The sequence below is a fragment of the uncultured Kocuria sp. genome (assembly GCF_947500125.1).
Classification (GTDB): Bacteria; Actinomycetota; Actinomycetes; order Actinomycetales; family Micrococcaceae; genus Kocuria.
The window spans coordinates 94,571-115,701 of the sequence record NZ_CANMRA010000011.1 but is presented as its reverse complement, the minus strand read 5'-3'; the positions used below and the strand labels follow the sequence as shown (position 1 = coordinate 115,701).

Sequence of the window (21,131 nt, the reverse complement as noted above, 5' to 3'; positions counted from 1 at the left end):
GGACCGTGACTGAAACCTCCTCCTCGAGCGCCGACAGCCCCGCCACGGGCCTCGGCACCGATCAGGTGAAGCTGCCCGCCGGCTTCGACCTCATCGCGTCCGACGACCGGCTGGGCCCGGTCGTGCTGGGCTCGCTCGCCCGGATCGAGGAGCGGCTGGACGAGGCGGTGCGCAGCGCCGACCACCTGGCCGACGTCACCTCGCGCCACCTGCTCCAGGCCGGCGGCAAGCGCGTGCGGCCCCTGCTGACCGTGCTGGCCGGGGAGATCGGCGGCGGCATCAACGACGCCGTCCTCGAGTCCGCGGCCGTCGTCGAGCTCACCCACCTGGCCACCCTCTACCACGACGACGTCATGGACTCCGCGCCGCTGCGCCGCGGTGTCGCGACCGCCCAGACCGTGTGGGGGAACTCGGTGGCCATCCTCACCGGCGACCTCATCTTCGCCCGCGCCTCGTCGATGGTCTCCGAGCTCGGCCAGCGCGCCCTCAAGATCCAGGCGGACACGTTCGAGCGGCTCGTGCTCGGCCAGCTGCACGAGACGGTCGGCCCGCGCGACGGGCAGGACCCGCTGGAGCACTACCTCGACGTCCTCGCGGGCAAGACCGGCTCCCTCATCGCGGCGTGCGGGCACTTCGGCGCGGTCCTGGCCGGGGCCGAGCAGGACGTCGTGGACGTCATGGTCGAGTACGGGGAGAAGGTCGGCATCGCCTTCCAGCTCGCCGACGACGTGATCGACGTGACCGGCGAGGACGAGGTCTCCGGGAAGTCGCCCGGCACCGATCTCCGCGAGGGAGTGCCCACCCTGCCCGTGCTCATCCTGCGCCGGATGGCGGGGGAGGGCGACGCCGAGGCGGTGCGCGTCCTCGAGCACCTCGACTCCGACCTCACCTCGGACGAGGCCCTGGCCCGGGCCGTGGCCGCGGTCTCCGGCCACCGGGCCACCGAGGAGGCGTGGCGGATCGCCCGGCAGTGGGCCGACGAGGCCATCGCGTCGCTCGACCCGCTGCCGGACACGGTGGCCAAGCGCGCGCTCGTGGCCTTCGCCCACGCCGTCGTGCACCGAGAGGCCTGAGCCGGCCCCGCCACGTGCGCCCCGGCCCACCGCGCCGGGTGTGGTTCCCGCGGTCCCACGGGCTAGCCTGTAGCCGTCCGCAGACCACTTCCCGCACCCGAGGACGACCATGACCCCACAGTCCCCACCCGGCCGTGCCGCCGCGCCACGCGAGGCGTTCTCCAGCCGCACGGTCTTCATCCTGGCCGCGATCGGCTCCGCCGTCGGCCTCGGCAACATCTGGCGCTTCCCCTACATCGCCTACGAGAACGGCGGCGGGGCGTTCCTGATCCCGTACCTCGTCGCGCTGCTCACGGCGGGTCTGCCGCTGCTGATGCTCGAGTACGGCATCGGGCACCGCTTCCGCGCCTCGGCGCCGCTGGCCTACCGCCGCCTGCACCCCAAGACCGAGTGGATCGGCTGGTGGCAGATGGGCATCAGCTTCGTGATCGCGGTCTACTACGCCGTCATCCTCGGCTGGGCGATGCTGTACACCTACTTCTCGTTCGGCAAGGCCTGGGGCGACGACCCCGGCACGTTCTTCCTCTCGGAGGTCCTGCAGAGCTCCGAGGAGATCACCGTGGGCCTCGACTTCGTCCCGAACGTGCTGGCCGTCACGGCGGTCGCCTGGATCGCGCTGCTCGTGGTGCTCCTGCTGGGCGTGGCGAAGGGCATCGGCCGGGTCAACCTCGTGCTGATCCCGCTGCTGGTGCTGATGTTCCTCACCATCGTGGTCATCGCCCTCACGCTGCCGGGCGCCACCGACGGGCTCAACGCCTTCTTCACGCCCGACTGGGCGGCGCTCACCGACAGCGCCGTGTGGGTCGCCGCCTACGGCCAGATCTTCTTCTCGCTCTCGGTCGGCTTCGGCATCATGATCACCTACTCGTCCTACCTCAAGCCGAAGACCGATCTCACCGGCTCCGGACTCGTGGTGGGCTTCGGCAACTCCAGCTTCGAGATCCTCGCCGGCATCGGCGTGTTCGCGGCGCTGGGCTTCATGGCCGGGGTCTCCGGCGTGGGCGTGGACGAGGTCGCCACCTCGGGCATCGGCCTGGCGTTCATCGCGTTCCCGACGATCATCTCCCAGGCGCCGCTCGGCACGCTCATCGGCGTGCTCTTCTTCGCGACCCTCACCTTCGCGGGCTTCACCTCGCTCGTGTCGATCGTCGAGGTCGTCGTGGCGGCCGCCCAGGACAAGCTCGGCCTGCGCCGGCGCACCGCGGTGGTGGCCGTCGTGGTGCCCATGGCGCTGGTCTCCCTGGCCCTGTTCACCACCACCACGGGGCTGAACCTGCTGGACGTCACCGACAACTTCGTGAACCAGTTCGGCATCGTCGCCGCGGCGCTGGTGTCCATCATGCTGCTCACGGCCGGCTTCTCCGCGCTGCCCACGCTGCGGGACCACCTCAACTCGGTGTCCTCCGTCAAGCTGGGCCGCACCTGGATGGTCGTGGTCGGCGGGATCACCCCGATCATGCTGGGCTACATCCTCATCAACACGCTCACCAGCACCCTGGCGGAGGGCTACGGCGAGATGCCCGCGTGGTTCGTCAACACGTTCGGCTGGGGCACGGCCCTCGCGATCGTCGTCGTCGCGCTGCTGCTCTCCCGGCTGCCGTGGCCGGCCGGGTCGGCGGCCTCGGACCTCAGCCCGTCCCCGGCCATCGTCGACGCGTCCGTGGACCGGCGCCGCCTGCAGGGCGGCCAGCCGCTCTCGCGCTGGTCGGACACCGCCCTGCGCACCCCGGCCCTCGACCAGGACTTCTCCTACCGGGCCCTCGCCGAGGGCCCGGCCGGCTCCACGGGCCGGCACGCGGAGGTCCCCGCCGAGGGGACCGGCCGGGCGCCCTGGAGCTCGGACGCCCCGTCCAGCACCACCGGATCCCAGGAGGACCCCCGATGACCACTCCCGCCATCATCATGCTCGTCGTCGCCGTGTGCACGGTGTGGGGCGGCTTCATCGCCGCCGTGCTCCACCTCCGGCGCACGCCGGAGGTCGACGAGAACGACCAGGGCTTCGGCAGCGACGACTACGTCCGCACCACCTGATCCGTCCCGGGCCCGTCACGGGACGGCAGGAGGCCCCCGGCGCCGCGCGGCGCCGGGGGCCTCCTGCGCGCCGGGGGCACTGCACCCGCCCGGCACCCGTGCGGGGCTCAGGCGCGGCGGACCCGCGGGGCGCGCACCGCGTCCAGCACGAGCAGCAGCACCGCGAGCCACACGAAGCAGAAGCTGATCCAGCGCTCCAGGGGCATCTGCTCGCCGAACACGAGCACGGCCAGCAGGAACTGCCCGATGGGCGCCACGTACTGGATCATGCCCACGGTGCTCAGCGGCAGACGGGTCGCGGCGACCCCGAACAGGATCAGCGGCACGGCCGTGATCACGCCCGAGGACAGCATCAGCAGGAGATGACCCGTGCCCTCGGTGCCCAGCGTCAGCCGCCCGTCCGCCCCGAGCACCGTCACGACCAGCGCGGCCAGCGGGGTCAGCGCCATCGTCTCGACGGTCAGGGTCACGATCGCCGGGTAGGACCCGCCCATCCGGTTCTTCACGAGACCGTAGAAGCCGAAGGAGAAGGCCAGGCCCAGGGAGAGCCACGGCACCCGACCGTAGAAGGCGGCCATCACCACGACCGCGACGAAACCGATCCCCACGGCCGTCCACTGCAGGGCCCGCATCCGCTCCCGCAGCACGACCACGCCCAGCAGGATGGCCACGAGCGGGTTGATGAAGTAGCCGAGGGACGCCTCCAGGGTGTTCCCCGTGGTCGTCGCGACCGTGTAGAGCAGCCAGTTGGCCCCGATCAGCAGACCGGCCACGGCCAGGGCCCCGAGGGTGCGGGGGGAGCGCAGCGCCCGGCCCAGCGGGTGCAGCCCGCCCGTGAGCGCCAGCAGCGCCAGGCAGAAGACGAGGGAGAAGATCACGCGCAGCGCGACGATCTCCACCGGTGTGGCCGGCTCCAGGGCCACGAAGTACAGCGGCAGCAGACCCCAGATCCCGTAGGCGGCGAATCCGGACAGCACACCGGCCCGGGTCCTCGACTGCTCGTCGGGATCCGGGCCGGGCGCGGTGTTGTATGCGGTCACGCTCGAGGGTACCGCCGGGGATCAGAGGCCGAAGAATCGGCTGAAGAAGCCCTTCTTCCGCTCGCCCTGCTCCTCCTCGGCGGTCTCCTCGCCCTCCACCACGGGCTCCGTCCCGGCGCTGCCCGGGGCGCCGGGGCCGGCCACGACCTCGCGCTCGACCTCGGGTTCCGCGACGGGCTCGCGGTGCTGCGCGGCGGCGGGCTCGGGCGCCTCCTCGGCGGCCGGGCGGACGGGCTCGCGGCCGGGCACCACCGTGGTGCTCACGCGGCCCGGGCGCACGTCCCGGTCCGAGGGCTCCTGGTCGAACGGGAGATCGGCGTCGGCGGCACCCGCGTGCGCGGCGACCGGCTCCTCGGCCTCCCGAGGCTGCTCGGCGGGCTCCTCGACCGGCTCGGGCTGCTCCTGCACGTGCTCCGTCTCGACGAACTCGGGCACCTCGATGGGCTCCGGCTGCTCCTGCGGGACCTCCTCGGGGACCGGGGTCTGCGCGGGAGCCGCGGCGGGCCGCGGCTCGGCCTCCTGCCGGGCGGCCGTGGCCTCGGCGGCGGCCCGGTCCTCGCGCAGGGTGGCGGCGCGGGCCCGGGCGTCGGCCGCCAGGTCCGTCAGGACCTCGGGGCCCACAGCCGGCTCGGCGGGCTCGACGCCGGAGATCTGGTGGTCGTCGAACCAGAACCGCTGGGCGCCGTCCCGGACGGTGACCACGCACGTGGCCTCGGTGTCCCACTCGACGTGGGCGCCGCGCAGCTTGGCGTAGGAGTCGACGGCGAGGTTGTGGTCCACCGCGGTGTCCGTGGTCAGCGCCTCGGCGATGACCCGCATCATCCGCTCCACGGTGAGCTCGGGCAGCTCGAACTCGGGGCCGTCCAGCAGCAGCCACGCGGTGACCCCGCCGCCCGCGCCCGCGGGGTAGTGCGCGTACACGCCCGTGACCGCCTTGGCCGCCAGGGTCAGCCGGCGGGCCAGGCCCTCCGCCACGGGCAGCTCGTCGGTGGACAGCTCGTCCACGCCCAGCCGCTCTCCGGCCTCGCGGGACTGCACCGCGGCGGAGACGACCTCGGCCGGGAAGTGGCCCAGCTCCTGCCAGGACCAGATCCAGGACCCGCGGGAGGCGGACTCGGTGCCCAGCAGGAAGGGGGTCAGGGTCACTGGGGGCTCGGTCTGCAGGGTGAACGCCGGCGCGGCGAAGTCGACGTCCCACCCGGCGCCCTGGGTCAGCTCGGCCAGCCTGGCCTGGTACTCGGTGGAGATGAAGATCGACTCGTCGATCAGGTCCTGCAGCGTTTTCGTCATGCGTCCAGGCTAGCAACCATCGCGGACGCAGGAGCGTCACTGCGGGCGCCGCCCGGTGGGTCGGCGCCCGCCCCGCACGGCTGCTCCGCCCGCGGGCGGCCGGGGGCCGCTTGGGTAGGGTGGGGGCGAGGCCCCCGGGGCTCGGCCACGCCGCGTCGGGCCCCGCGCCCGTCCCGTGACCACCACGATCCGAGCAGGCCCCCTCGCGGGCCGGGAACGAGCCACCGCATGAGCGAGACCCCCGCCACCCCGCCCCCCGGACCCGCCCGGCAGGAGCTGCTGAACACCATCGGCTCGTGGGTGCTCTCCGTGCTGCGCGCGGAGCCGGGCTGGGACCGGATGGTCGTGGACCTCAAGGTCCAGGGCGGTCGCGTGCACCTGCGCGTGCGCGAGCAGCGGGGGCAGGAGGTGGTGCCGGGCACGGCCGGACCCATCAAGGAGGACAGCGCCGTCATCCCCGCCGTCGAGCAGCTGCGGGAGAGCGTCCACGTCCCGGGGCGCGGGACGTGGTTCACCGCCACCGTCGTGATCCTCGCCGAGGGCTGGCCCGAGCCGACCCACCGGATCGCAGGGACCTACGACCTCGACGGCGAGCCCCGCCAGTGGGGGACCGAGGGGCCGTTCACGGCCCAGGACGTCCTGGAGCACCTCGAGCGCTTCCCCCGCACCCGTGCCCGGATCCCCGTGTGGGCCGCCGAGCTCGCCGAGCGGGACGGCGTCGAGCTGCCGGCCCTCGCGCCGGATGCCGAGCAGCAGGCCGACACCGACGGCGTCGTCCACCCCCTGGTGCGGGCGGCCGTCGACCGGTTCGCGAACGCCCCGGACAACAAGGCGATGATCGACGTCATCCGTCAGTGCATGGCGGGCTCCCTGCTCCTGGACGTCACCGCGAGCGACCTCGTGGCGGGGCCGGGCGGGGAGGCCGTGGGGCCGGAGTCGACCCTGCGCGTCCAGACCCTGGGGGAGCCCGACGGCACGCGGTCGCTGGCCGTCTACACCTCGGCGGCCGAGGCCCAGGCCATGTTCGACCGCCACCACCCGGACGGCGGGAAGCCCGTGCTGCTGCGCGAGTCCGCCGTGAAGGTGCTGAAGATGCTCGCGGACGATCCGCAGTACGACCACCTGGTCATCGACCCCGCCCGCCAGGGGTGCCGGATCAGCCGCCCCCAGGTCGAGTGGGCCATGCGCGCGCCGCGCAACGACGCCGTGAAGACCGCGATGCTCGAGAACAACATGTCGCAGCTGCTCGCCGGCCTCCTGGCCCCGGACGCGGTGCTGCTGCTGGGGGCGCGCGTGCAGGACGGGCGGGCCGTGCCCGTCTACGCGAAGCCGCAGGAGGAGGGCGCCACACCGGACACCCTCCTGCTGTTCACCTCGGCGGCCGAGATCGCCGTGCTGGACAGCACCCTCGAGGTCCGCTCCGCGCCGGCCCGCCAGGCCCTGCGCTTCGCCCTCGACGCCGGGGCGCGGAAGGTCAGCATCAACGCGCACCCTCCGGTGGCCACGCTGACCGCCGACCAGCTCCGGGAACTCCTGGCCCTCGTGACGAAGGACCAGGGGACGGAGAAGGACCAGGGGACGGAAAAGGACCAGGGGACGGAGAAGGAGCAGGGGGCGGGGACCGGCGGCTCCTCCGGCGGGGAGGCCGTGCAGGGCCCGGCCGGGAGCTGAGCGCCGCGCGGGCCGGTCAGCCCGCGGTGGGGGAGGGCTGCTCGGGGGAGGTGTGCACGGGGGCCGCACCTGCCGCGAGGCAGTCGGCGCAGATGCCCTGGTAGACGACGTCGGCGGTGAGCAGCTGCATGCCGTGGTGCTCGGAGGGCGTGAGGCACGGGGTGTGGCCGACGGCGCAGTCGACGTCGGCGACCGTGCCGCAGCGCACGCAGTACGCGTGGTGGTGGTTGTCCCCGGTGCGGGTCTCGTACAGGGCCGGCGACGCGGGCGGCTCGAACTTGCGCAGCATGCCGACGGCCGTGAGATCGGAGAGGACCACGTAGACCGACTGGAGCGTGATCGCCGGCAGCACCGTGCGGACGTCCGCGAGGACCTCCTCGGCGGTGGAGTGCGGGCGGCGGTCCACCGCGTCGAGGACGGCCAGCCGCTGCTTGGTGACCCGGCGGCCGTGGGAGCGCAACAGGTCCGACCACGCGGCGGCCCGGGCGGCGTCCGGTGCGGGGCGTTCCGTTGTCTGCATCCCTCCACAGTAGCGTTATCACGATGGACTCACAATAGCGGGATGGGTCCGCCCCCAGGGCTGTTCGCGATGGTCAACCCCTCGTGACCATTCTGGTCGCACCGGCTCCCTCCCGCCTTTGCCCGCCTCTGACCTGGGCTTACGATGTGCCCGGGGGATGGGGGTCCGGCACTGTCTCGGGGCGCGCGCGCCCGCGGGCCGGACGGGACGTTCCCGAAGCTCTTTCTTCCCGAACGACCGCGACCACCACGGAGACAGACATGACGCGTCCTGCCCACGCCCGCTCGAACGGCCCCACCGGCGAGTCGGAGGCTCCCCTCGACGACGTCCTCCTCGACGCCGCCCACTCCGGGGACACCGAGGCCTTCGGGATGCTGCGGGAGCGGTACCACGGCACGGCCCTCGCCGTGGCGCGGTCGCGGACGGGCAGCGCGGAGGAGTCGGAGCGCCTCGCCGGGGCAGCCTTCGGGCGGATCGAGCAGATCGTCGGCGAGGGCGGCGGGCCCCGTGCGTTCCTCGGCGCCTTCGTCGTGTGGATGGTCGGGCGGGAGGCCGACGGCGGCACGCGGCCGGTCGCGCTGCCGGACGACCCCTCCGACCCCACGTCCCTGGTCAGGGTCTTCAGCGGCCTGCCCGCCGAGTGGCAGGGCGTCCTCTGGCGCACCGAGGTGCTGGGCCACAGCGCGCGCCGCGCCGCGGCCGCCCTGGGACTCGGCGCGGTCGCGGCCGCCGGCCTGCACCGCGACATGGTCCGGGGGCTCCGGGGGCTCTACGGCCAGGCGGCGGCGGACCGCACGGCGGGACCGGAGTGCGCGGAGTTCTCCGGCGAGCTCGCCCACTTCGTCCGGGGCACCCGCGGCCAGCGGAGCCGGCGGGACGTCAAGACCCACCTGGACGGGTGCGCCCGCTGCACCGCCGAGTACCTGAGCCGTCAGGACATCGGGACGGGCCTGAGGACCTGGACGCTGCCCGTGCTGGCCGGCCTGCCGCTGTGGGGCACCGAGGCCCTCGAGCTCGCCGGCCTCATCGCCGGGGCCGGCACCGCCACGGCGGCAGGGGCCGGAACGGGTGCCGCCGCGGCCGGTGCGGGGGTCGCTGCCGTCGGCGCAGGTACGGGGGCAGCCGGTGCCCGTGCGGGGACGGCCGGTGCCCGTGCGGGGGCGGGCGGCGTCGGTGCGGGGGCGGCGGCCGCCGGTGCGGGCGCCGCCGGTGCCCGTCCGGACGAGGCGGCGAGCACCTCCGCGTGGTCGGGCCGCACGGCGAAGGTCCTGCTGGGCGCCGGTGCCCTGGCGACCGCCGTGGCCGTCGCCGCCGTGGGAGTCTCCGGCGGCGGGGACCCCGTCCCCGCCGCGGACAGCCTGGCCGCCGAGCAGGCGCCGCGCACCGCCCAGGACCTGGAGAGGTCGAGCGCGGACGACTCGGGCGCGGCGCGGACGGACGGCGACGAGGCCGGCGGCGGGGACGCCGGTCCGGACGGTGAGCAGGACTCGGCCCGCCCGGAGGAGGCCGGTCCCGGTGACGCCCCGGCCGGAGCGCCCGGGGACGGTGCACCGCAGGAGGTCGCCGCCCTGGTGGCCGTGGCCGACCGCGGGTCCGTCGGGACGGGCGCCGCGGCGGCCGAGGACGGCGGCGCCTCCGCGGACACGTCGGGTCCCTCTGCGGTCGACGGGGCCACCCGGCCGGGAGCCGTCGCGGAGGGGCCGGCACCCGAGCGCGGTGGGGCCCCGGCCGCGGAGGCCGGGACCCCCGGTGCCGCGTCCGCCGGTGGCTCCGCGCGGGACACATCGTCCCAGGGCTCCCCGACGAGCGCGCCGTCGACCCGGCAACCGGAGGCTCCCTCGACCGCTCCCGCACCGGCGCGGAAGGCGGGCCCGCCCGCACCGGTACCCCCGGTGCCGACCTCCCTGCCGACCGTGGACGCCAGCCCCGCGCCGCTCAAGGCGCCGGCGCCTCCGGCCCGGACGACCGCACCGCCGACCGACCCCGCGCGCACGGGCACCGCTCCCGGGGCCGGACGAGAGCACCCGCACGCGGGCGCCCGCGGAGCGCGGCAGGACGAGCGCCGGTCGTGGCACCGCGAGCAGAGCCGGCACGAGGACCGGTCCGGCGCGCGGCGGGACGCCGGCCGCCGGGGCGGCGACCACGAGCGGGGACGGCACGGCACGTCCCCCGGCCACGGCGACGGCGGCGCAGGCGAGGAGCGCGCGCGCCGCTGAGCGCAGGTCCCCGCCGTCGCCCCCGGCGGTCCAGTGTTACGAACGGGAACGAGTCGTGACGGGGTGGCGTGCGGCCCTCCGCCGCCGCGCTCTACGATGGGACCGGGGGACCGGGGGGTCCACAGTCAGGAACCGCACGCCGTCGGCGCGCGCGTCGTCATCGTGATCGCCGGGGGGCCGCGACCCTGCGGCACCGCTCCCGGGTCGCCCGCACCGAAAGGTGGCCGAGCGTTCCCGAGACCCACGGAGATCCCATGACGCGCACGACCGAGGCGCTCGCCCAGGGGCGCACCCCTCGCACCGACGAGGAGCTGCTCGCCGCGGTGCGGGCGCAGCGCCCCGACGCCTTCCCGGACCTGCGGGACCGGCACTGGCACACCGCCGTGGTCGTGGCCCGGCTCCACACGCCGAGCCGCCAGGACGCGGAGCAGCTGGCGGGCACCTCCTTCGACCAGCTCCTCGCCGAGCTCGGCGACGAGGGCGGGAAGGGCGAGGCCGAGGACGGACCGGGCGTCTTCCTGCGGGCCCGGCTGGTCTCCGTCGTCGGCCGGGCAGGCGTGGAGCGAGGGCACGCGGCCGAGACCGTCACCGGCGTCTATCTCGGCCTTCCGGCGTCCTGGCAGGCCGTGCTGTGGCACCTCGAGATCGAGGCCCTCGAGCTCGAGCGGACGGCCGCGGTGCTCGGGCTGAGCCCGGCGGCCACCACCGCGCTGCACCTCGAGGCGCGCGCCGGGCTGCGGGCCGCCTACCGCCAGGCCCGGCTGGATCTTACCACCCTCCCCGGGTGCGCGGACTGCGCGGCCGACCTCGGCGCCTTCGGGGACGACGGCCTGACGGCCGAGCGGACGCAGGCCGTGCGGTCCCACCTCGACGAGTGCCCCCGCTGCACCGCCGACCACCTGTACCTCCAGGACACCGAGGCCGGCCTGCGCGGCTGGCTGCTGCCCGTGCTCGCCGGGGTGCCGCTGTGGGACACCCGGACCGACGAGCTCGGGGAGCTGATCCGGACCGCCGGACGGATGAGCGCCGGACGCCTGGGCGCGGCTCCGGGCACCGACGTGGCAGGCGGGGCCCTCGCCGCCGTCCACGTCTCACGCCGGGGCCGGAAGGTGCTGCTCGGCGCCGGCGCCCTGGCAGCCGCCGCGGCGCTCGCCGGAGTCGCCGTGACGGGCTCCGGCGGTCTCGGCGACGGGACAACCCAGGCCTCCGGGCGGGTCGGCGGCTCCGGCACGACGCCGTCCTCCGCCGCCGCGCCTCCCACGTCCTCCGGGACCGACGACGCCGCGGCGACGGTGGCACGCGGCCCCGGTGCCGCGGTGCCCGGCCGGGCCGGCGGGCTGCTGTCGCTGCCGACCACCGAACCGTCTCCCGGCCCCCTGACCGAGGCCGCCGCCGAGGCGCGTACCGCGCGTGCCGGCAGCGCCACGCTCATCACCGCCGCCACGGAGGAGGGGTCGGCCGCAGGCGCCGGGGGGACCGGCGCCGGCTCCGGCGCGTCGACCGGCCGCGGGACGGGGGAGGCGCCCCACACGCAGAAGAGCGCCCTGGACGACGGCCGTGCGCCCCGGTCCGCGGCGTCGCGCGCAGAGGGCCCGGGCGCCGGGTCCTCGGGTGCAGGGTCCCCGGGGGCGTCATCGGCGGACGGCGCCGCCGCCGGTGGCGGGGGCGGCGCTCCGGCGTCGTCCGGGGACGACGGAGGCACGTCGACCGGGGGCGCCGGCGACGAGCAGCCGCCGGCTCCCGAGGCACCAGCGCCCGGGAGGCCCGCGCCCGAGGTGCCGGCCGGTGGGACCCCCGTGGCGGAGTCACCGGCGACCGAGACCCCGGCGGCCGAGACCCCCGAGCCCGGAGCACCGGTGTCCGAAGCACCGGTGCCGCAGGCCCCGCTGGAGCAGCCCCCGGCGTCCGAGCCTCCCGCCGCGGAGGTCCCCGTCCCCGACGTCCTGGCGTCCCAGCCCCCGGCAGCCGGTGCCCCGGCGCCCGGGAGCGCGGCACCGGCGCCCGGGAGCACGCCCCCTGCGCCCGGCGAGACCGCCGTCGCCGGCCCCACCCCCGGCGTGTGACCGCGGCCCGCTCCGGGGGCGAGCGGAAGGACGCCAGGAGCCCGCTGGGAGATCTCTGGGCGTCGCCCGACCGGGGAAGACCTGAGCCGCCGGCGCGGTTGTGCTCAGCGGAAGACCCATGCCCCCGATGAAGGAGCCGCACCCGCGATGCACCACCACAACAACGGGCTCAAGACCGTCCTGCTCCTCGGCGGCTTGTGGGCGGTGCTGCTGGCCATCGGGTGGTTCGTGGCGAGCGGGACGGGCAGCAGCGTCTTCATCTGGATCTTCGCGCTGATCGGCCTGGCGTCCACGGCGTACAGCTACTGGAACAGCGACAAGCTCGCACTGCGCTCCATGCGTGCCATCCCCGTCACGGAGGAGCAGGCGCCGGGGTACTACCGGATCGTGCGGGAGCTGTCGCAGCGGGCGAACCAGCCGATGCCCCGCCTGTTCATCGCGCCGACGATGAGCCCCAACGCGTTCGCCACCGGGCGGAACCCGGAGAACTCCGCGGTCTGCGTGACGGAGGGCATCCTCCAGCTGCTCGACGAGCGCGAGCTGCGGGGCGTGCTCGGCCACGAGCTGATGCACGTCTACAACCGGGACATCCTCACGTCCTCGATCGCCGCGGCCGTGGCCGGCATCATCACCGCGGCCGCGCAGTTCCTCCAGTTCACGGCCATCTTCGGCGGCGGGCGGGGCGGCGACCGCGGCAACCCCCTGGTGGGGCTGCTCCTGGCCTTCCTGGCGCCCCTCGCCGCGACCGTCATCCAGCTCGCGGTCTCCCGCACGCGCGAGTACGACGCCGACGAGGACGGCGCGCAGCTCACAGGGGACCCGCTGGCGCTGGCCTCGGCCCTGCGCAAGATCGAGACGGGCACGAACGCGCGGCCGCTGAACCCCGCCGACCAGAAACTCGTCAACACCTCGCACCTGATGATCGCCAACCCGTTCCGGGGCGGCGGCGCGGCGAGCCTGTTCCGCACCCACCCGCCGACCGCCGACCGCGTGGCCCGGCTCGAGGGCATGGCCGGGATCGGCCGCCGCTGACCGCACCCACCGACGACGACGGAGCCGCCCACCTCGCGAGGTGGGCGGCTCCGTCGTCGTGCGGGGCGAGCTGCGTGCCGGGACTCAGCGGTAGTTGATGAACTGCAGGTCCACGTCGAGCTCCGAGCCCTTGAGCAGCGTGATGACGTCCTGGAGGTCGTCGCGGGACTTGGAGGACACCCGGAGCTCGTCGCCCTGGATGGTGGCCTTGACGCCCTTGGGGCCCTCGTCGCGGATGAGCTTGGTGATCTTCTTCGCCTGGTCCTGGGCGATGCCCTCCTTCACGGAGGCCTCGATCCGGTACTCCTTGCCGGAGGCGAAGGGCTCCCCGGCGTCGAGGGACTTCAGGGAGATGCCGCGCTTGACCAGCTTCGACTGGAAGACGTCGAGGACGGCGTTGACGCGCTCCTCGGAATTCGCCTTCATGAGGATCTTCTCGCCGGAGAAGTCGATCTCGGCGCCCACGCCCTTGAAGTCGTAGCGCTGCGCGATCTCCTTCTGCGCCTGGTTCAGGGCGTTGGACACCTCCTGCTTGTCGACCTTGCTGACGACGTCGAACGAGGAATCGCTGGCCATGCTGCCTCCTGTGCTGGGACGGTGGACGGGCGGTGTGCGGCCCGTGGGACTGTGGCCCAGCCTACCGGGCGGCCTCGTCACCGTTTCGTGACCTGCGCCCAAGGAACTGTTCAGGTCGGTCTCCCAGGATGGCGGCATGAGCACATCCCAGGGCCACGACGACGTGGTGCCCGTCCCGGGCCGGACCCGGCGCGGCAGCGCCGTGGCGGCCACCGCGCTGGCGGCGGTCCTGCTGATGGGCATCGGGCTGGGCCCGGCGGCGGCCACCGCGGCCGAGACGGCGCCGCGGCCGCACCCGGGCACGGGGGCCGCGGCCCCCGAGCGGATCGACCCCGAGGTGGCCCAGCGACTGGTCGGCGTCGCCCAGGACCTCGCGGAGGCCGTGACCCACGGCGAGATCACCGCCGAGCAGGCCAAGAAGTTCCTCCAGCAGGTCTGCGAGCGGCTCGCTCCCTGAGCCGGTCCCGGCAATTTCGCATCGCGGCGGATGTTCTGTACTGTTGAACTGCTCCCGCACGCGGGGGCCGCCACCGCCGGTCCGGACGGACCGGGGGCAGCACCCCGGCAGATTACCCGAGCGGCCAAAGGGGGCTGACTGTAAATCAGCTGGCAATGCCTACGGGGGTTCGAATCCCTCATCTGCCACGAGCGACACCACGCAAGGCCCCGGTCCGAGGACCGGGGCCTTCGTCGTTGCCGGTCACGACCCGGCGCGCGGTCCCTCGCCGCCGGGACGCGCGCCACTCTCCTGGCCGCCGCGAGCGCCCCCTGGGCCGGTGCAGGACCTCGGAACGGGAGCTCCCGCGCCGGCGCGGAATCATGGGGCCGGATCCCCCGATCCGGGGACACGCCGGGACGCGCGCCGCGCCGTGACAGCCTTAACAATTGCTAAGAACATGAATACCCTTGTATCTTGAGGCGACAGCATCATCCGGCCACGTGCCCGCACTCCCCGAGCCGGCACGTCGGGACCCCCTACACCGGATGACCAGCAGCACGACCGACCCTGCAGTGCTCCCGCCGGTGCGCGACGCCGAGGGCGCTGGGAAGGACTGTGCCGCGCGCTGGTACCCCAGGGGCAGGCCCGGGGTTCTGAATGATTTGAGGAGACAGACCGATATGACTGCTGTGAAGAAGTGGGTGGCCGCGGGCTCGTCGGCTGCCGTCCTGGCCGGAGGCCTGTTCCTGGGCGCCCCCGCGGCCCACGCCGACACCTGTGTGGCCCCCGCCGCCAGCACCACGGTGACCAACCTGGTCACCGCGGCCGACCACCTCTACGACACGGGCGCGCACTTCAACTCCCTCGTCACGGACCAGGCCGTCCTGGCCCAGCTCCAGACCCAGCAGGCCGTGCTGGAGGACGCCATCGTGAACGACGCCACCATGGACCGTGCCCGCGGCGCCTGGACCGAGATCCTGAACCTGCAGGAGTCCTACGCCGCGTCGACGGACGACCCCGCCGTGGACGAGGCCTACGCGGCCAGCTCCGCGGCCGCGGCGAACTTCCGGACCGCCGCCACGGAGGCCCGTGCGCAGGGCGAGGTCTTCATGGAGGACGGCGCCGATCTCGTGGCGCTGTTCCAGAACAACTGCGAGGTCCTGGGCACCGGGACCGGCGGGGACGACTGGAGCGACTCCGAGGACTGGGCCGGCGCGGGCACCGACACCGGTGTGAACCAGGGCATCAACATGCAGACTGCTGAGGAGGGCGGGCTCAGCACGGGTGTGCTGGCCGGCCTGCTGGCCGCCGGTGCGGCCGTGTCGGGGGCCGTGGCCTTCCGGATGCGCCGCGGGCGCGCCTGATCCAGCACCGCTGACCGCCCTGGTGCCGCGCTCGCGCGGCACCAGGGCGCAGCCATTTCCCGAGCCGACCCGTGAGGACCCCAGCATGGACGCCCCCGAGCAGAAGGCCGCGCCGCGCCGCAGTGCCAGCACGCGCTGGGCCGCCGCCGGCGGTCTCGGCGCCGTGGCGGTCCTGTCCACGGTGCTGCTGACGGACCCGTGGGGCGCGGAGGGCACCGACGCCGGCTCCCCGGCCGCGACGGCGGCCGCCCCGGGGGAGGCCACCCCGGCGGCACCCACCACCGCGGCGTCCGCCACGGCCTCCTCCGACCGGCCGGCGGCGGCGGCGCCCGTGCGGCTGGCCGTCGAGGACGCCGGGTTCGACGTGACCGTCCTGCCGCTGACGCCCAGCGAGCAGGAGCTGGCCACGGAGCTGCTGGTCCCGCCGGACACCCTGGACGGCTACTGGCTCACCCCGTACGGGATGCCGGGGGAGGGGTCGGAGAACACCACCTACATCACCGGCCACAGCTGGGAGGACCGGGACGCCCCGTTCAACCGGCTGAGCGACCCCGGCCTGGTGGGCAGCGAGATCGAGGTCGAGACCGGGACCGGGACCCTGGAGTACGTGGTGGACTCCGTGGTCACCCACGACAAGAACACCCTGAAGGACAGCGACATCTGGCGGATCGTGCCGGACCGGCTGGTCATCGTCAGCTGCTACACCGAGGACCTGTGGGGCAAGAACGTCGTGCTCACGGCGTCCCCCGCGCAGGACTGACCCCGGGCCTCAGCCCAGGGCGGCGCGCACCCGTGGCACCACCTCGGCGCCGAGCAGCGTGATCGACTCCAGCGCCAGGTGGTGCGGGACGCCGCCCGCGTCCATCCGCAGCAGGAGGCGCTCGTGGCCCATCGCGCGCTGCTGCGCCACGATCTTGGCGACGACCTCGTCCACGTCCCCCACCACGAGGGTCCCCTCCGGGGCGCACTCCCGGTCGTACTCCTCCCGGGACCAGCGGGGATCGCCCGGCCGGACCGGCCCGTGGCTGCGGGCCCCGGCAGCGAAGTAGGGGTGGCTGAGCTCCCGCGCCTGCGCCGGGGTGCGCGCCACGAAGCCCGGCACGTTGAGACCCACCGGGGTCCCGGCGTCCCGGCAGGACGACTCGAGGGCCCGCCGGTAGGCCGCGACGACGGGCACGGCCCCGGCGAACGGACCGTGCGTGCGCAGCAGGGCGAGGGGCAGCCCGAGCGCCCCCGCGCGGGCCACGGAGGCCGGCGTGCCCGAGGTGCCCAGCCAGATCGGCAGGCACGGCTGCAGCGGACGGGGCTCGAGGTCGAAGTCCACGCCGTGCTGGGGGAGCGGGCCGACGAGGGTCACCGGGTCCGTCTCGCGCACCCGGAGCAGCTGGCGCAGCTTCTCCTCGAAGATGGCGTCGTGGTCCTCCTGCCCCAGGCCCAGGGCGTCCAGCACGCCCTGGGAGGCGCCGCGGCCCACGATCATCTCCGCCCGGCCACCCGAGATGTTGTCCAGCATGGCGATCTGCTCGTAGAGCCGCACGGGGTCCCCGGCCGTGAGCACGGAGACGGCGGTGGTGAGCCGCAGGAGGTGGGTGCGACCGGCGATCGCGGACAGCAGCACCACGGGGGAGGCCGCCACCACGTCCGTGCCGTGGTTCTCCCCGACGCCCATCACGGTGAGCCCGGCGCGCTCCGCGGCCTCGGCCAGCTCGATGATGTCCCGCAGGCGCTGACGGCTGTCGGGGCGGGTGCCCGTGACGGGGTCCGGGACCACCTCGCCCAGGGAGAAGATGCCGATCTCGAAGTTCATGGCGCACCTCGGCGTGCACGGGGCCTGGCTCCGGTCCGGAAGCCCGGGCCGGAAGCCCGGGCCGGAGGACCGGCCCGGGCGCCCAGTCTAGTCCGGGCGCGCCGACCGGTCTTGAGCCAGCAGTGAAATCCTGTGCCCTCGGGCGGCCCGGCCTCTACGCTGGAGGGCATGGCTACCGTTGACATCACCCAGGACACCCTGGGCCAGACCATCGCCGAGAACGACATCGTCCTGCTCGACTGGTGGGCCGAGTGGTGCGGCCCCTGCAAGCAGTTCGCGCCGACCTACGAGGCCGCCTCGGAGAAGCACGAGGACATCGTCTTCGGGAAGGTCGACACGGAGGAGCAGCAGATGCTCGCCGCGTCGGCCCAGATCTCGTCGATCCCCACGCTCATGGCCTTCCGCGAGGGCATCCTCGTGTTCTCCCAGCCGGGCGCCCTGCCCGCCTCCGCCCTCGACCAGGTCATCGACGCCGTCAAGGGCCTCGACATGGAAGAGGTCCGCGCCGAGGTCGCGAAGCAGTCCCAGGACGCGCCCAACGCCTGAGCGCGGAACCGCTTCCGCACGAGCACGCCGGACACGACCACGTCGGGCCCCGTCTCCGAGGAGACGGGGCCCGACGTCGTCGTGCCCGCGACGCGGACCCGCACGGCAGCGGCTCAGACGACGCCGGTGACGCCGAACAGCCAGCCGAGCGCGAAGGTGGCCAGCAGGGCCAGCGCCCCGCCCACCACCACGCGCAGCACCGCGCGGCCCCGCTGCGGCGTGTCCCCGAGGCGGGCCCCGAGCCAGCCGGTGAGCGCGAGCGCCGCGAGCACCGCGACGAAGGTCACCGGGATCCGCCAGGCCTCCGGCGGCAGCAGGATCGCGAGCATGGGCAGCAGTGCTCCCACGAGGAAGGCCAGCGCGGAGGCGACCGCCGCGCCCCACGGGCTGACGATGTCGTCCGCGTCGATGTTGAGCTCCGCGTCGAGGTGCGCGGCCAGGGCGTCGTGCTCGGTGAGCTCCAGCGCCACCAGCCGGGCCGTCCCGGTGGACAGACCCTTGGTCTCGTAGATCTCGGCGAGCTCCTGGAGCTCGGCCTCGGGCATGTCGATCAGCTCCTGCTTCTCCTTCTCGATCAGGGCCCGGTGGGAGTCCGCCTGGCTGGACACGGACACGTACTCGCCCTGGGCCATGGACAGGGCCCCGCCGACCAGGGCCGCGCCCCCTGCCAGGAGGATCGCGCTGGTGCTCGTCGTGGCGCCGGCCACGCCGACCACGACCGCGGCCACCGAGACGATCCCGTCATTGGCACCCAGCACCCCGGCCCGCAGCTTGTTCATCCGCTCGGTGTAGCCCGCCCCGTGCGGCTCCTCGATCACGTGTTCGGTCGTCATGACCCCATTCAACGCCCGCGGGCCCCGCCGTGCCAGCAAGGACAGGATGTCCTCACCGGCGCCGGTGGTCCTCCGGGTGCAGGCGCGGCGCGAACGAGGGCTTGCGGAACCCCGAGGCCCGCAGCAGGCGCACCACCCGCTGCCGGTCGCCCCGCCACGGCTCCAGCAGCTCGAGCATCCGGCGGTCGTCGCCGGGGCGCCGGTCGAAGAACCAGCACACCGTGTCCGCGAGGTGGAAGTCGAAGACGCTGACCGAGTCCGGGTCCCCGTGGGTGCACTGGACGATCTCCGCGACCGTCCAGGGCCCGAGACCGGGGATCGAGCGCAGCCCCCGGTGCAGCTCGGCGTCCAGGGGGCCGCGGCCCAGCCGCTCGAGGGCGGCGGCCCGCTCGGCCACGCGCCGGACGGTGGCGGCCCGGGCGCCGTCGACCCCCGCCCGGTGCCACTCCCACACGGGCACCCGGAGCCACGCCTCGGCGGTCGGGGCGATCCGCATCCCCTCCGGGGCCGGGCCCGGCGCGGGCTCGCCGTGACGCCGCACGAGCTGCCGATGGGCGGCCACGGCCTCGCGCACGGTCACGCGCTGCTCCAGCACCGAGAGCACGGCACGGTCCAGCACCCGGCCGGTCGAGGGCAGGCGCAGCCCCGGGTGGTGGTGCCGGGCCGCGGTCAGCCGGTGCGGCAGGGCGCGGTAGGCGTCCGAGGCCTCGAACCGGTCCCACGCGTCCTCCGCGCCCGCCCAGCGCGGGGCCTCGCCGAGGAACTCCCCGGCCCCCGGCCCCCACGCGCGCACGTGCACGGGCCGCTGGAGGGGACGGCCGCCGCCGGTGCGGGAGAAGCGGGCCGTGACCGGGCCCGCGGCGGTCCGGGCGGTGACCCACACGACGTCGGGCGCCGCGACCCGGACCAGGGGATCGGCGCTGCCCCGGGCCAGCACCCCGAGCGTCTGGCCCAGGTGCAGGGCGCCCTCCGGGTCCCACACGAGCTCGGCGTCCGGGCCGGCCGGGTGCCGGCGGGCGGGCGGGGGAGCGGTGACGGCCATGAGACCATGATGACAGTCCTGTCCGACGGCGCCGCGCCGGTCCGGGCGGGCCGCCCAGCCACCGAGGAGGCCATGCCCGCCACCGCGCTCCGGCGCCCCGCAGCCCCTGCCACCCCGCCGGCCCCCCTGACCGGGCGGGCGCGGCTGGTGCCGCTGGGCGTGGGGCTGCTGGTGCTCGTCCTGTACCTGTGGTGGTCCCTGCTCCAGTGGCACCGCTGGGAGGTCCCGTCCTGGGACCTGGGGATCTTCACCCAGCTCGCCAAGTCCTACGCCGCCGGGGACGGCCCGGTCGTGCACATCAAGGGCCACGGCGCCAACCTGCTGGGCGACCACTTCCACCCGATCCTGGTGCTGCTGGGGCCGGTCTACGCGCTGTTCCCCTCCGCGCTGACCCTGCTCGTGGTCCAGGACCTGCTCGTGGCGGTCTCTGCGTGGGCGCTGACGCGGTTCGCGGTCCGGGCGCTCGGGGCGGCCCCGGGGGCGGCCCTGGGACTGGCCTACGGGCTGAGCTTCGGGCTGCAGGCCGCCGTGTCGGTGCAGTTCCACGAGGTGGCCTTTGCCCTGCCGCTGCTGGTCCTCGCCCTCGGCAGCCTCGTGGAGCGGCGGTGGACGGCGGCCGCGCTGTGGGCCGCCCCCGTCGCGTTCGTCAAGGAGGACCTGGGCGTCACGGTCGCGGTGCTCGGCCTGGTGCTCGCCCTGCGCGCGCACCGCGAGGCGGACGGGGACCGCCGCCCGGTGGCGCTGGGGCTCGCGCTCGCCGCGTGGGGCGCGGCCTGGTCGGTGCTCGCGGTGACCGTGGTGCTGCCCGCCCTCAGCCCGGACGGCCGGTTCGCGTACGCGGACCGGCTGGACCTCGCGGCGGCGGCGGCCGACCCCCTCGGGGCGCTCGTCTCCCTGGTGGTGCCGGGCCAGAAGGCGCTCACCTGGCTGACCCTGCTGGCCGTGGGCGTGCTGGTCGTGGTGCGCTCCCCGCTGGCGCTCGTGGCGCTGCCCACGCTGGTCTGGCGGATGCTCTCGCCCAACCACGGCTACTGGGGCACGGGCTGGCACTACAGCGCCGTCCTCATGCCCATCGTCCTCCTTGCGCTGCTCGACGCCGTGCTGCGGCTGCGCGGCGGGCGGCTGCGGCGGCTCGCCCGGGCCGCGCCGGCACTGGCGCTCGTCGTCGCGCTCCTGCTGGTCCCGGGGCGCCCGCTGGCCGACCTCGTGGACCCCGCCGCCTACCGGCCGGACCCCCGGGCGGACGCCAAGACCGCGACCGTGGCGGCCGTCCCCGAGGGGGCGAGCGTGGCCACGGACCTGACGCTGATGCACCACCTCGTGCCCCGCGCGCAGGTGCACTGGCTGGGGTCCGAGGGCGATCCGGCCCCGGAGTACGTGGTGGTCGACCAGCTCGGCGCCGCGTGGGGCGGGAACCCGCCGGAGGACGTCGCCGACTGGGCCGGGCAGCGCTACGGCGCCGACTACGCGGTGGTGCGTGACGAGAAGCACCTCGTGGTGGTGCGTCGCCGGGGATGACGGCGCCGCCGGGTGCGCTAGACTGGTCGGACCGAATCCGGTCACTCCCTCACTTTCTCGTGCAACGCGA

At 74.9% G+C, this 21,131-nt stretch carries 19 protein-coding genes and 1 tRNA gene; 13 read left to right on the top strand and 7 right to left on the bottom strand.

The features are described from left to right. Nucleotides 1-65 precede the first annotated feature (65 nt). The 3 genes from Q0817_RS09610 (at nt 66) to Q0817_RS09600 (ending at nt 3,104) form a co-directional block, all read left to right on the top strand. Nucleotides 66-1,073 carry a polyprenyl synthetase family protein gene (locus tag Q0817_RS09610; RefSeq protein WP_298586377.1) on the top strand — a complete coding sequence of 336 codons (1,008 nt, stop codon included), beginning with the start codon at nt 66-68 and terminating at the stop codon, nt 1,071-1,073. Nucleotides 1,074-1,182: 109 nt separating this feature from the next. Beyond that, nucleotides 1,183-2,958, top strand: coding sequence for a sodium-dependent transporter (locus Q0817_RS09605; RefSeq protein WP_298586343.1), 1,776 nt, complete (start codon nt 1,183-1,185; stop codon nt 2,956-2,958). Beyond that, on the top strand, nt 2,955-3,104 hold the full coding sequence (locus Q0817_RS09600; RefSeq protein ID WP_082696875.1) for a methionine/alanine import family NSS transporter small subunit: 150 nt from the start codon (nt 2,955-2,957) through the stop codon (nt 3,102-3,104). Before Q0817_RS09605 ends, Q0817_RS09600 begins: the two co-directional genes overlap by 4 nt. A gap of 107 nt (nt 3,105-3,211) precedes the next feature. On the opposite strand, the gene rarD is transcribed toward Q0817_RS09600, so the two are convergent. Next, nucleotides 3,212-4,144 (bottom strand): EamA family transporter RarD, encoded by a 933-nt coding sequence (rarD, locus tag Q0817_RS09595; RefSeq protein ID WP_298586334.1) that lies wholly within the window; start codon nt 4,142-4,144, stop codon nt 3,212-3,214. A 21-nt stretch (nt 4,145-4,165) separates the two neighbouring features. Then, entirely contained in the window at nt 4,166-5,434 is a 1,269-nt protein-coding gene (locus Q0817_RS09590; RefSeq protein ID WP_298586330.1) for a DUF6882 domain-containing protein, read from the bottom strand. 228 nt (nt 5,435-5,662) lie between these two features. Between Q0817_RS09590 and Q0817_RS09585 the strand changes: the two genes are divergently transcribed. After that, nucleotides 5,663-7,105: an SseB family protein gene (locus tag Q0817_RS09585; RefSeq protein WP_298586327.1), complete on the top strand. Its 1,443-nt coding sequence runs from the start codon at nt 5,663-5,665 to the stop codon at nt 7,103-7,105. Nucleotides 7,106-7,121: 16 nt separating this feature from the next. Here Q0817_RS09585 and Q0817_RS09580 read toward each other — a convergent pair whose 3' ends face one another. Continuing rightward, entirely contained in the window at nt 7,122-7,625 is a 504-nt protein-coding gene (locus Q0817_RS09580; protein WP_298586325.1) for a Fur family transcriptional regulator, read from the bottom strand. Between the two features lie 260 nt (nt 7,626-7,885). On the opposite strand from Q0817_RS09580, the gene Q0817_RS09575 reads away from it, so the two are divergent. The 3 genes from Q0817_RS09575 to htpX all read left to right on the top strand — a co-directional run bounded on the left by Q0817_RS09575 (nt 7,886) and on the right by htpX (nt 12,936). Then, nucleotides 7,886-9,841 carry a hypothetical protein gene (locus tag Q0817_RS09575; RefSeq protein ID WP_298586322.1) on the top strand — a complete coding sequence of 652 codons (1,956 nt, stop codon included), beginning with the start codon at nt 7,886-7,888 and terminating at the stop codon, nt 9,839-9,841. A gap of 254 nt (nt 9,842-10,095) precedes the next feature. After that, a complete protein-coding gene (locus Q0817_RS09570) occupies nt 10,096-11,904 on the top strand; it encodes a zf-HC2 domain-containing protein (RefSeq protein ID WP_298586319.1) in 1,809 nt (602 codons plus the stop codon). A gap of 147 nt (nt 11,905-12,051) precedes the next feature. Continuing rightward, complete coding sequence (htpX, locus tag Q0817_RS09565; RefSeq protein WP_298586316.1) at nt 12,052-12,936, top strand: zinc metalloprotease HtpX; 885 nt, start codon at nt 12,052-12,054, stop codon at nt 12,934-12,936. A gap of 84 nt (nt 12,937-13,020) precedes the next feature. On the opposite strand, the gene Q0817_RS09560 is transcribed toward htpX, so the two are convergent. Then, nucleotides 13,021-13,512 carry a YajQ family cyclic di-GMP-binding protein gene (locus Q0817_RS09560; RefSeq protein ID WP_298586313.1) on the bottom strand — a complete coding sequence of 164 codons (492 nt, stop codon included), beginning with the start codon at nt 13,510-13,512 and terminating at the stop codon, nt 13,021-13,023. A 136-nt stretch (nt 13,513-13,648) separates the two neighbouring features. On the opposite strand from Q0817_RS09560, the gene Q0817_RS09555 reads away from it, so the two are divergent. The 4 genes from Q0817_RS09555 to Q0817_RS09540 all read left to right on the top strand — a co-directional run bounded on the left by Q0817_RS09555 (nt 13,649) and on the right by Q0817_RS09540 (nt 16,075). Then, on the top strand, nt 13,649-13,969 hold the full coding sequence (locus Q0817_RS09555; protein WP_298586310.1) for a hypothetical protein: 321 nt from the start codon (nt 13,649-13,651) through the stop codon (nt 13,967-13,969). A gap of 106 nt (nt 13,970-14,075) precedes the next feature. Then, nucleotides 14,076-14,157: transfer RNA gene (locus Q0817_RS09550), tRNA-Tyr, on the top strand. A 474-nt stretch (nt 14,158-14,631) separates the two neighbouring features. Further along, on the top strand, nt 14,632-15,315 hold the full coding sequence (locus Q0817_RS09545) for a hypothetical protein (RefSeq protein ID WP_298586308.1): 684 nt from the start codon (nt 14,632-14,634) through the stop codon (nt 15,313-15,315). An 85-nt stretch (nt 15,316-15,400) separates the two neighbouring features. After that, the gene (locus tag Q0817_RS09540) at nt 15,401-16,075 is read left to right on the top strand and encodes a class F sortase (RefSeq protein WP_298586305.1); all 675 of its coding nucleotides are present in this window, start codon (nt 15,401-15,403) and stop codon (nt 16,073-16,075) included. A 9-nt stretch (nt 16,076-16,084) separates the two neighbouring features. Here the strand turns inward: Q0817_RS09540 and Q0817_RS09535 are convergent, their stop codons facing one another. Then, nucleotides 16,085-17,122: an LLM class flavin-dependent oxidoreductase gene (locus tag Q0817_RS09535; RefSeq protein ID WP_298586302.1), complete on the bottom strand. Its 1,038-nt coding sequence runs from the start codon at nt 17,120-17,122 to the stop codon at nt 16,085-16,087. Between the two features lie 168 nt (nt 17,123-17,290). On the opposite strand from Q0817_RS09535, the gene trxA reads away from it, so the two are divergent. Continuing rightward, nucleotides 17,291-17,668 (top strand): thioredoxin, encoded by a 378-nt coding sequence (gene trxA, locus Q0817_RS09530; protein WP_035924949.1) that lies wholly within the window; start codon nt 17,291-17,293, stop codon nt 17,666-17,668. 113 nt (nt 17,669-17,781) lie between these two features. Here the strand turns inward: trxA and Q0817_RS09525 are convergent, their stop codons facing one another. Then, on the bottom strand, nt 17,782-18,501 hold the full coding sequence (locus Q0817_RS09525) for a VIT family protein (protein WP_298586296.1): 720 nt from the start codon (nt 18,499-18,501) through the stop codon (nt 17,782-17,784). A 52-nt stretch (nt 18,502-18,553) separates the two neighbouring features. Beyond that, nucleotides 18,554-19,543, bottom strand: a complete 990-nt coding sequence (locus Q0817_RS09520; RefSeq protein ID WP_298586293.1) for a DNA-3-methyladenine glycosylase — start codon at nt 19,541-19,543, stop codon at nt 18,554-18,556. 9 nt (nt 19,544-19,552) lie between these two features. On the opposite strand from Q0817_RS09520, the gene Q0817_RS09515 reads away from it, so the two are divergent. Then, nucleotides 19,553-21,061, top strand: a complete 1,509-nt coding sequence (locus tag Q0817_RS09515; RefSeq protein WP_298586290.1) for a DUF2079 domain-containing protein — start codon at nt 19,553-19,555, stop codon at nt 21,059-21,061. Nucleotides 21,062-21,131: the final 70 nt, after the last annotated feature.

Coding starts and splice junctions, on each gene's coding strand:
- Q0817_RS09605 (WP_298586343.1), top strand. CDS start 1,183: ATGACCCCACAGTCCCCACCCGGCCGTGCCGCCGCGCCACGCGAGGCG.
- Q0817_RS09600 (WP_082696875.1), top strand. CDS start 2,955: ATGACCACTCCCGCCATCATCATGCTCGTCGTCGCCGTGTGCACGGTG.
- Q0817_RS09590 (WP_298586330.1), bottom strand. CDS start 5,434: ATGACGAAAACGCTGCAGGACCTGATCGACGAGTCGATCTTCATCTCC.
- Q0817_RS09585 (WP_298586327.1), top strand. CDS start 5,663: ATGAGCGAGACCCCCGCCACCCCGCCCCCCGGACCCGCCCGGCAGGAG.
- Q0817_RS09580 (WP_298586325.1), bottom strand. CDS start 7,625: ATGCAGACAACGGAACGCCCCGCACCGGACGCCGCCCGGGCCGCCGCG.
- Q0817_RS09575 (WP_298586322.1), top strand. CDS start 7,886: ATGACGCGTCCTGCCCACGCCCGCTCGAACGGCCCCACCGGCGAGTCG.
- Q0817_RS09570 (WP_298586319.1), top strand. CDS start 10,096: ATGACGCGCACGACCGAGGCGCTCGCCCAGGGGCGCACCCCTCGCACC.
- htpX (WP_298586316.1), top strand. CDS start 12,052: ATGCACCACCACAACAACGGGCTCAAGACCGTCCTGCTCCTCGGCGGC.
- Q0817_RS09560 (WP_298586313.1), bottom strand. CDS start 13,512: ATGGCCAGCGATTCCTCGTTCGACGTCGTCAGCAAGGTCGACAAGCAG.
- Q0817_RS09555 (WP_298586310.1), top strand. CDS start 13,649: ATGAGCACATCCCAGGGCCACGACGACGTGGTGCCCGTCCCGGGCCGG.
- Q0817_RS09545 (WP_298586308.1), top strand. CDS start 14,632: ATGACTGCTGTGAAGAAGTGGGTGGCCGCGGGCTCGTCGGCTGCCGTC.
- Q0817_RS09540 (WP_298586305.1), top strand. CDS start 15,401: ATGGACGCCCCCGAGCAGAAGGCCGCGCCGCGCCGCAGTGCCAGCACG.
- Q0817_RS09535 (WP_298586302.1), bottom strand. CDS start 17,122: ATGAACTTCGAGATCGGCATCTTCTCCCTGGGCGAGGTGGTCCCGGAC.
- trxA (WP_035924949.1), top strand. CDS start 17,291: ATGGCTACCGTTGACATCACCCAGGACACCCTGGGCCAGACCATCGCC.
- Q0817_RS09525 (WP_298586296.1), bottom strand. CDS start 18,501: ATGACGACCGAACACGTGATCGAGGAGCCGCACGGGGCGGGCTACACC.
- Q0817_RS09520 (WP_298586293.1), bottom strand. CDS start 19,543: ATGGCCGTCACCGCTCCCCCGCCCGCCCGCCGGCACCCGGCCGGCCCG.
- Q0817_RS09515 (WP_298586290.1), top strand. CDS start 19,553: ATGACAGTCCTGTCCGACGGCGCCGCGCCGGTCCGGGCGGGCCGCCCA.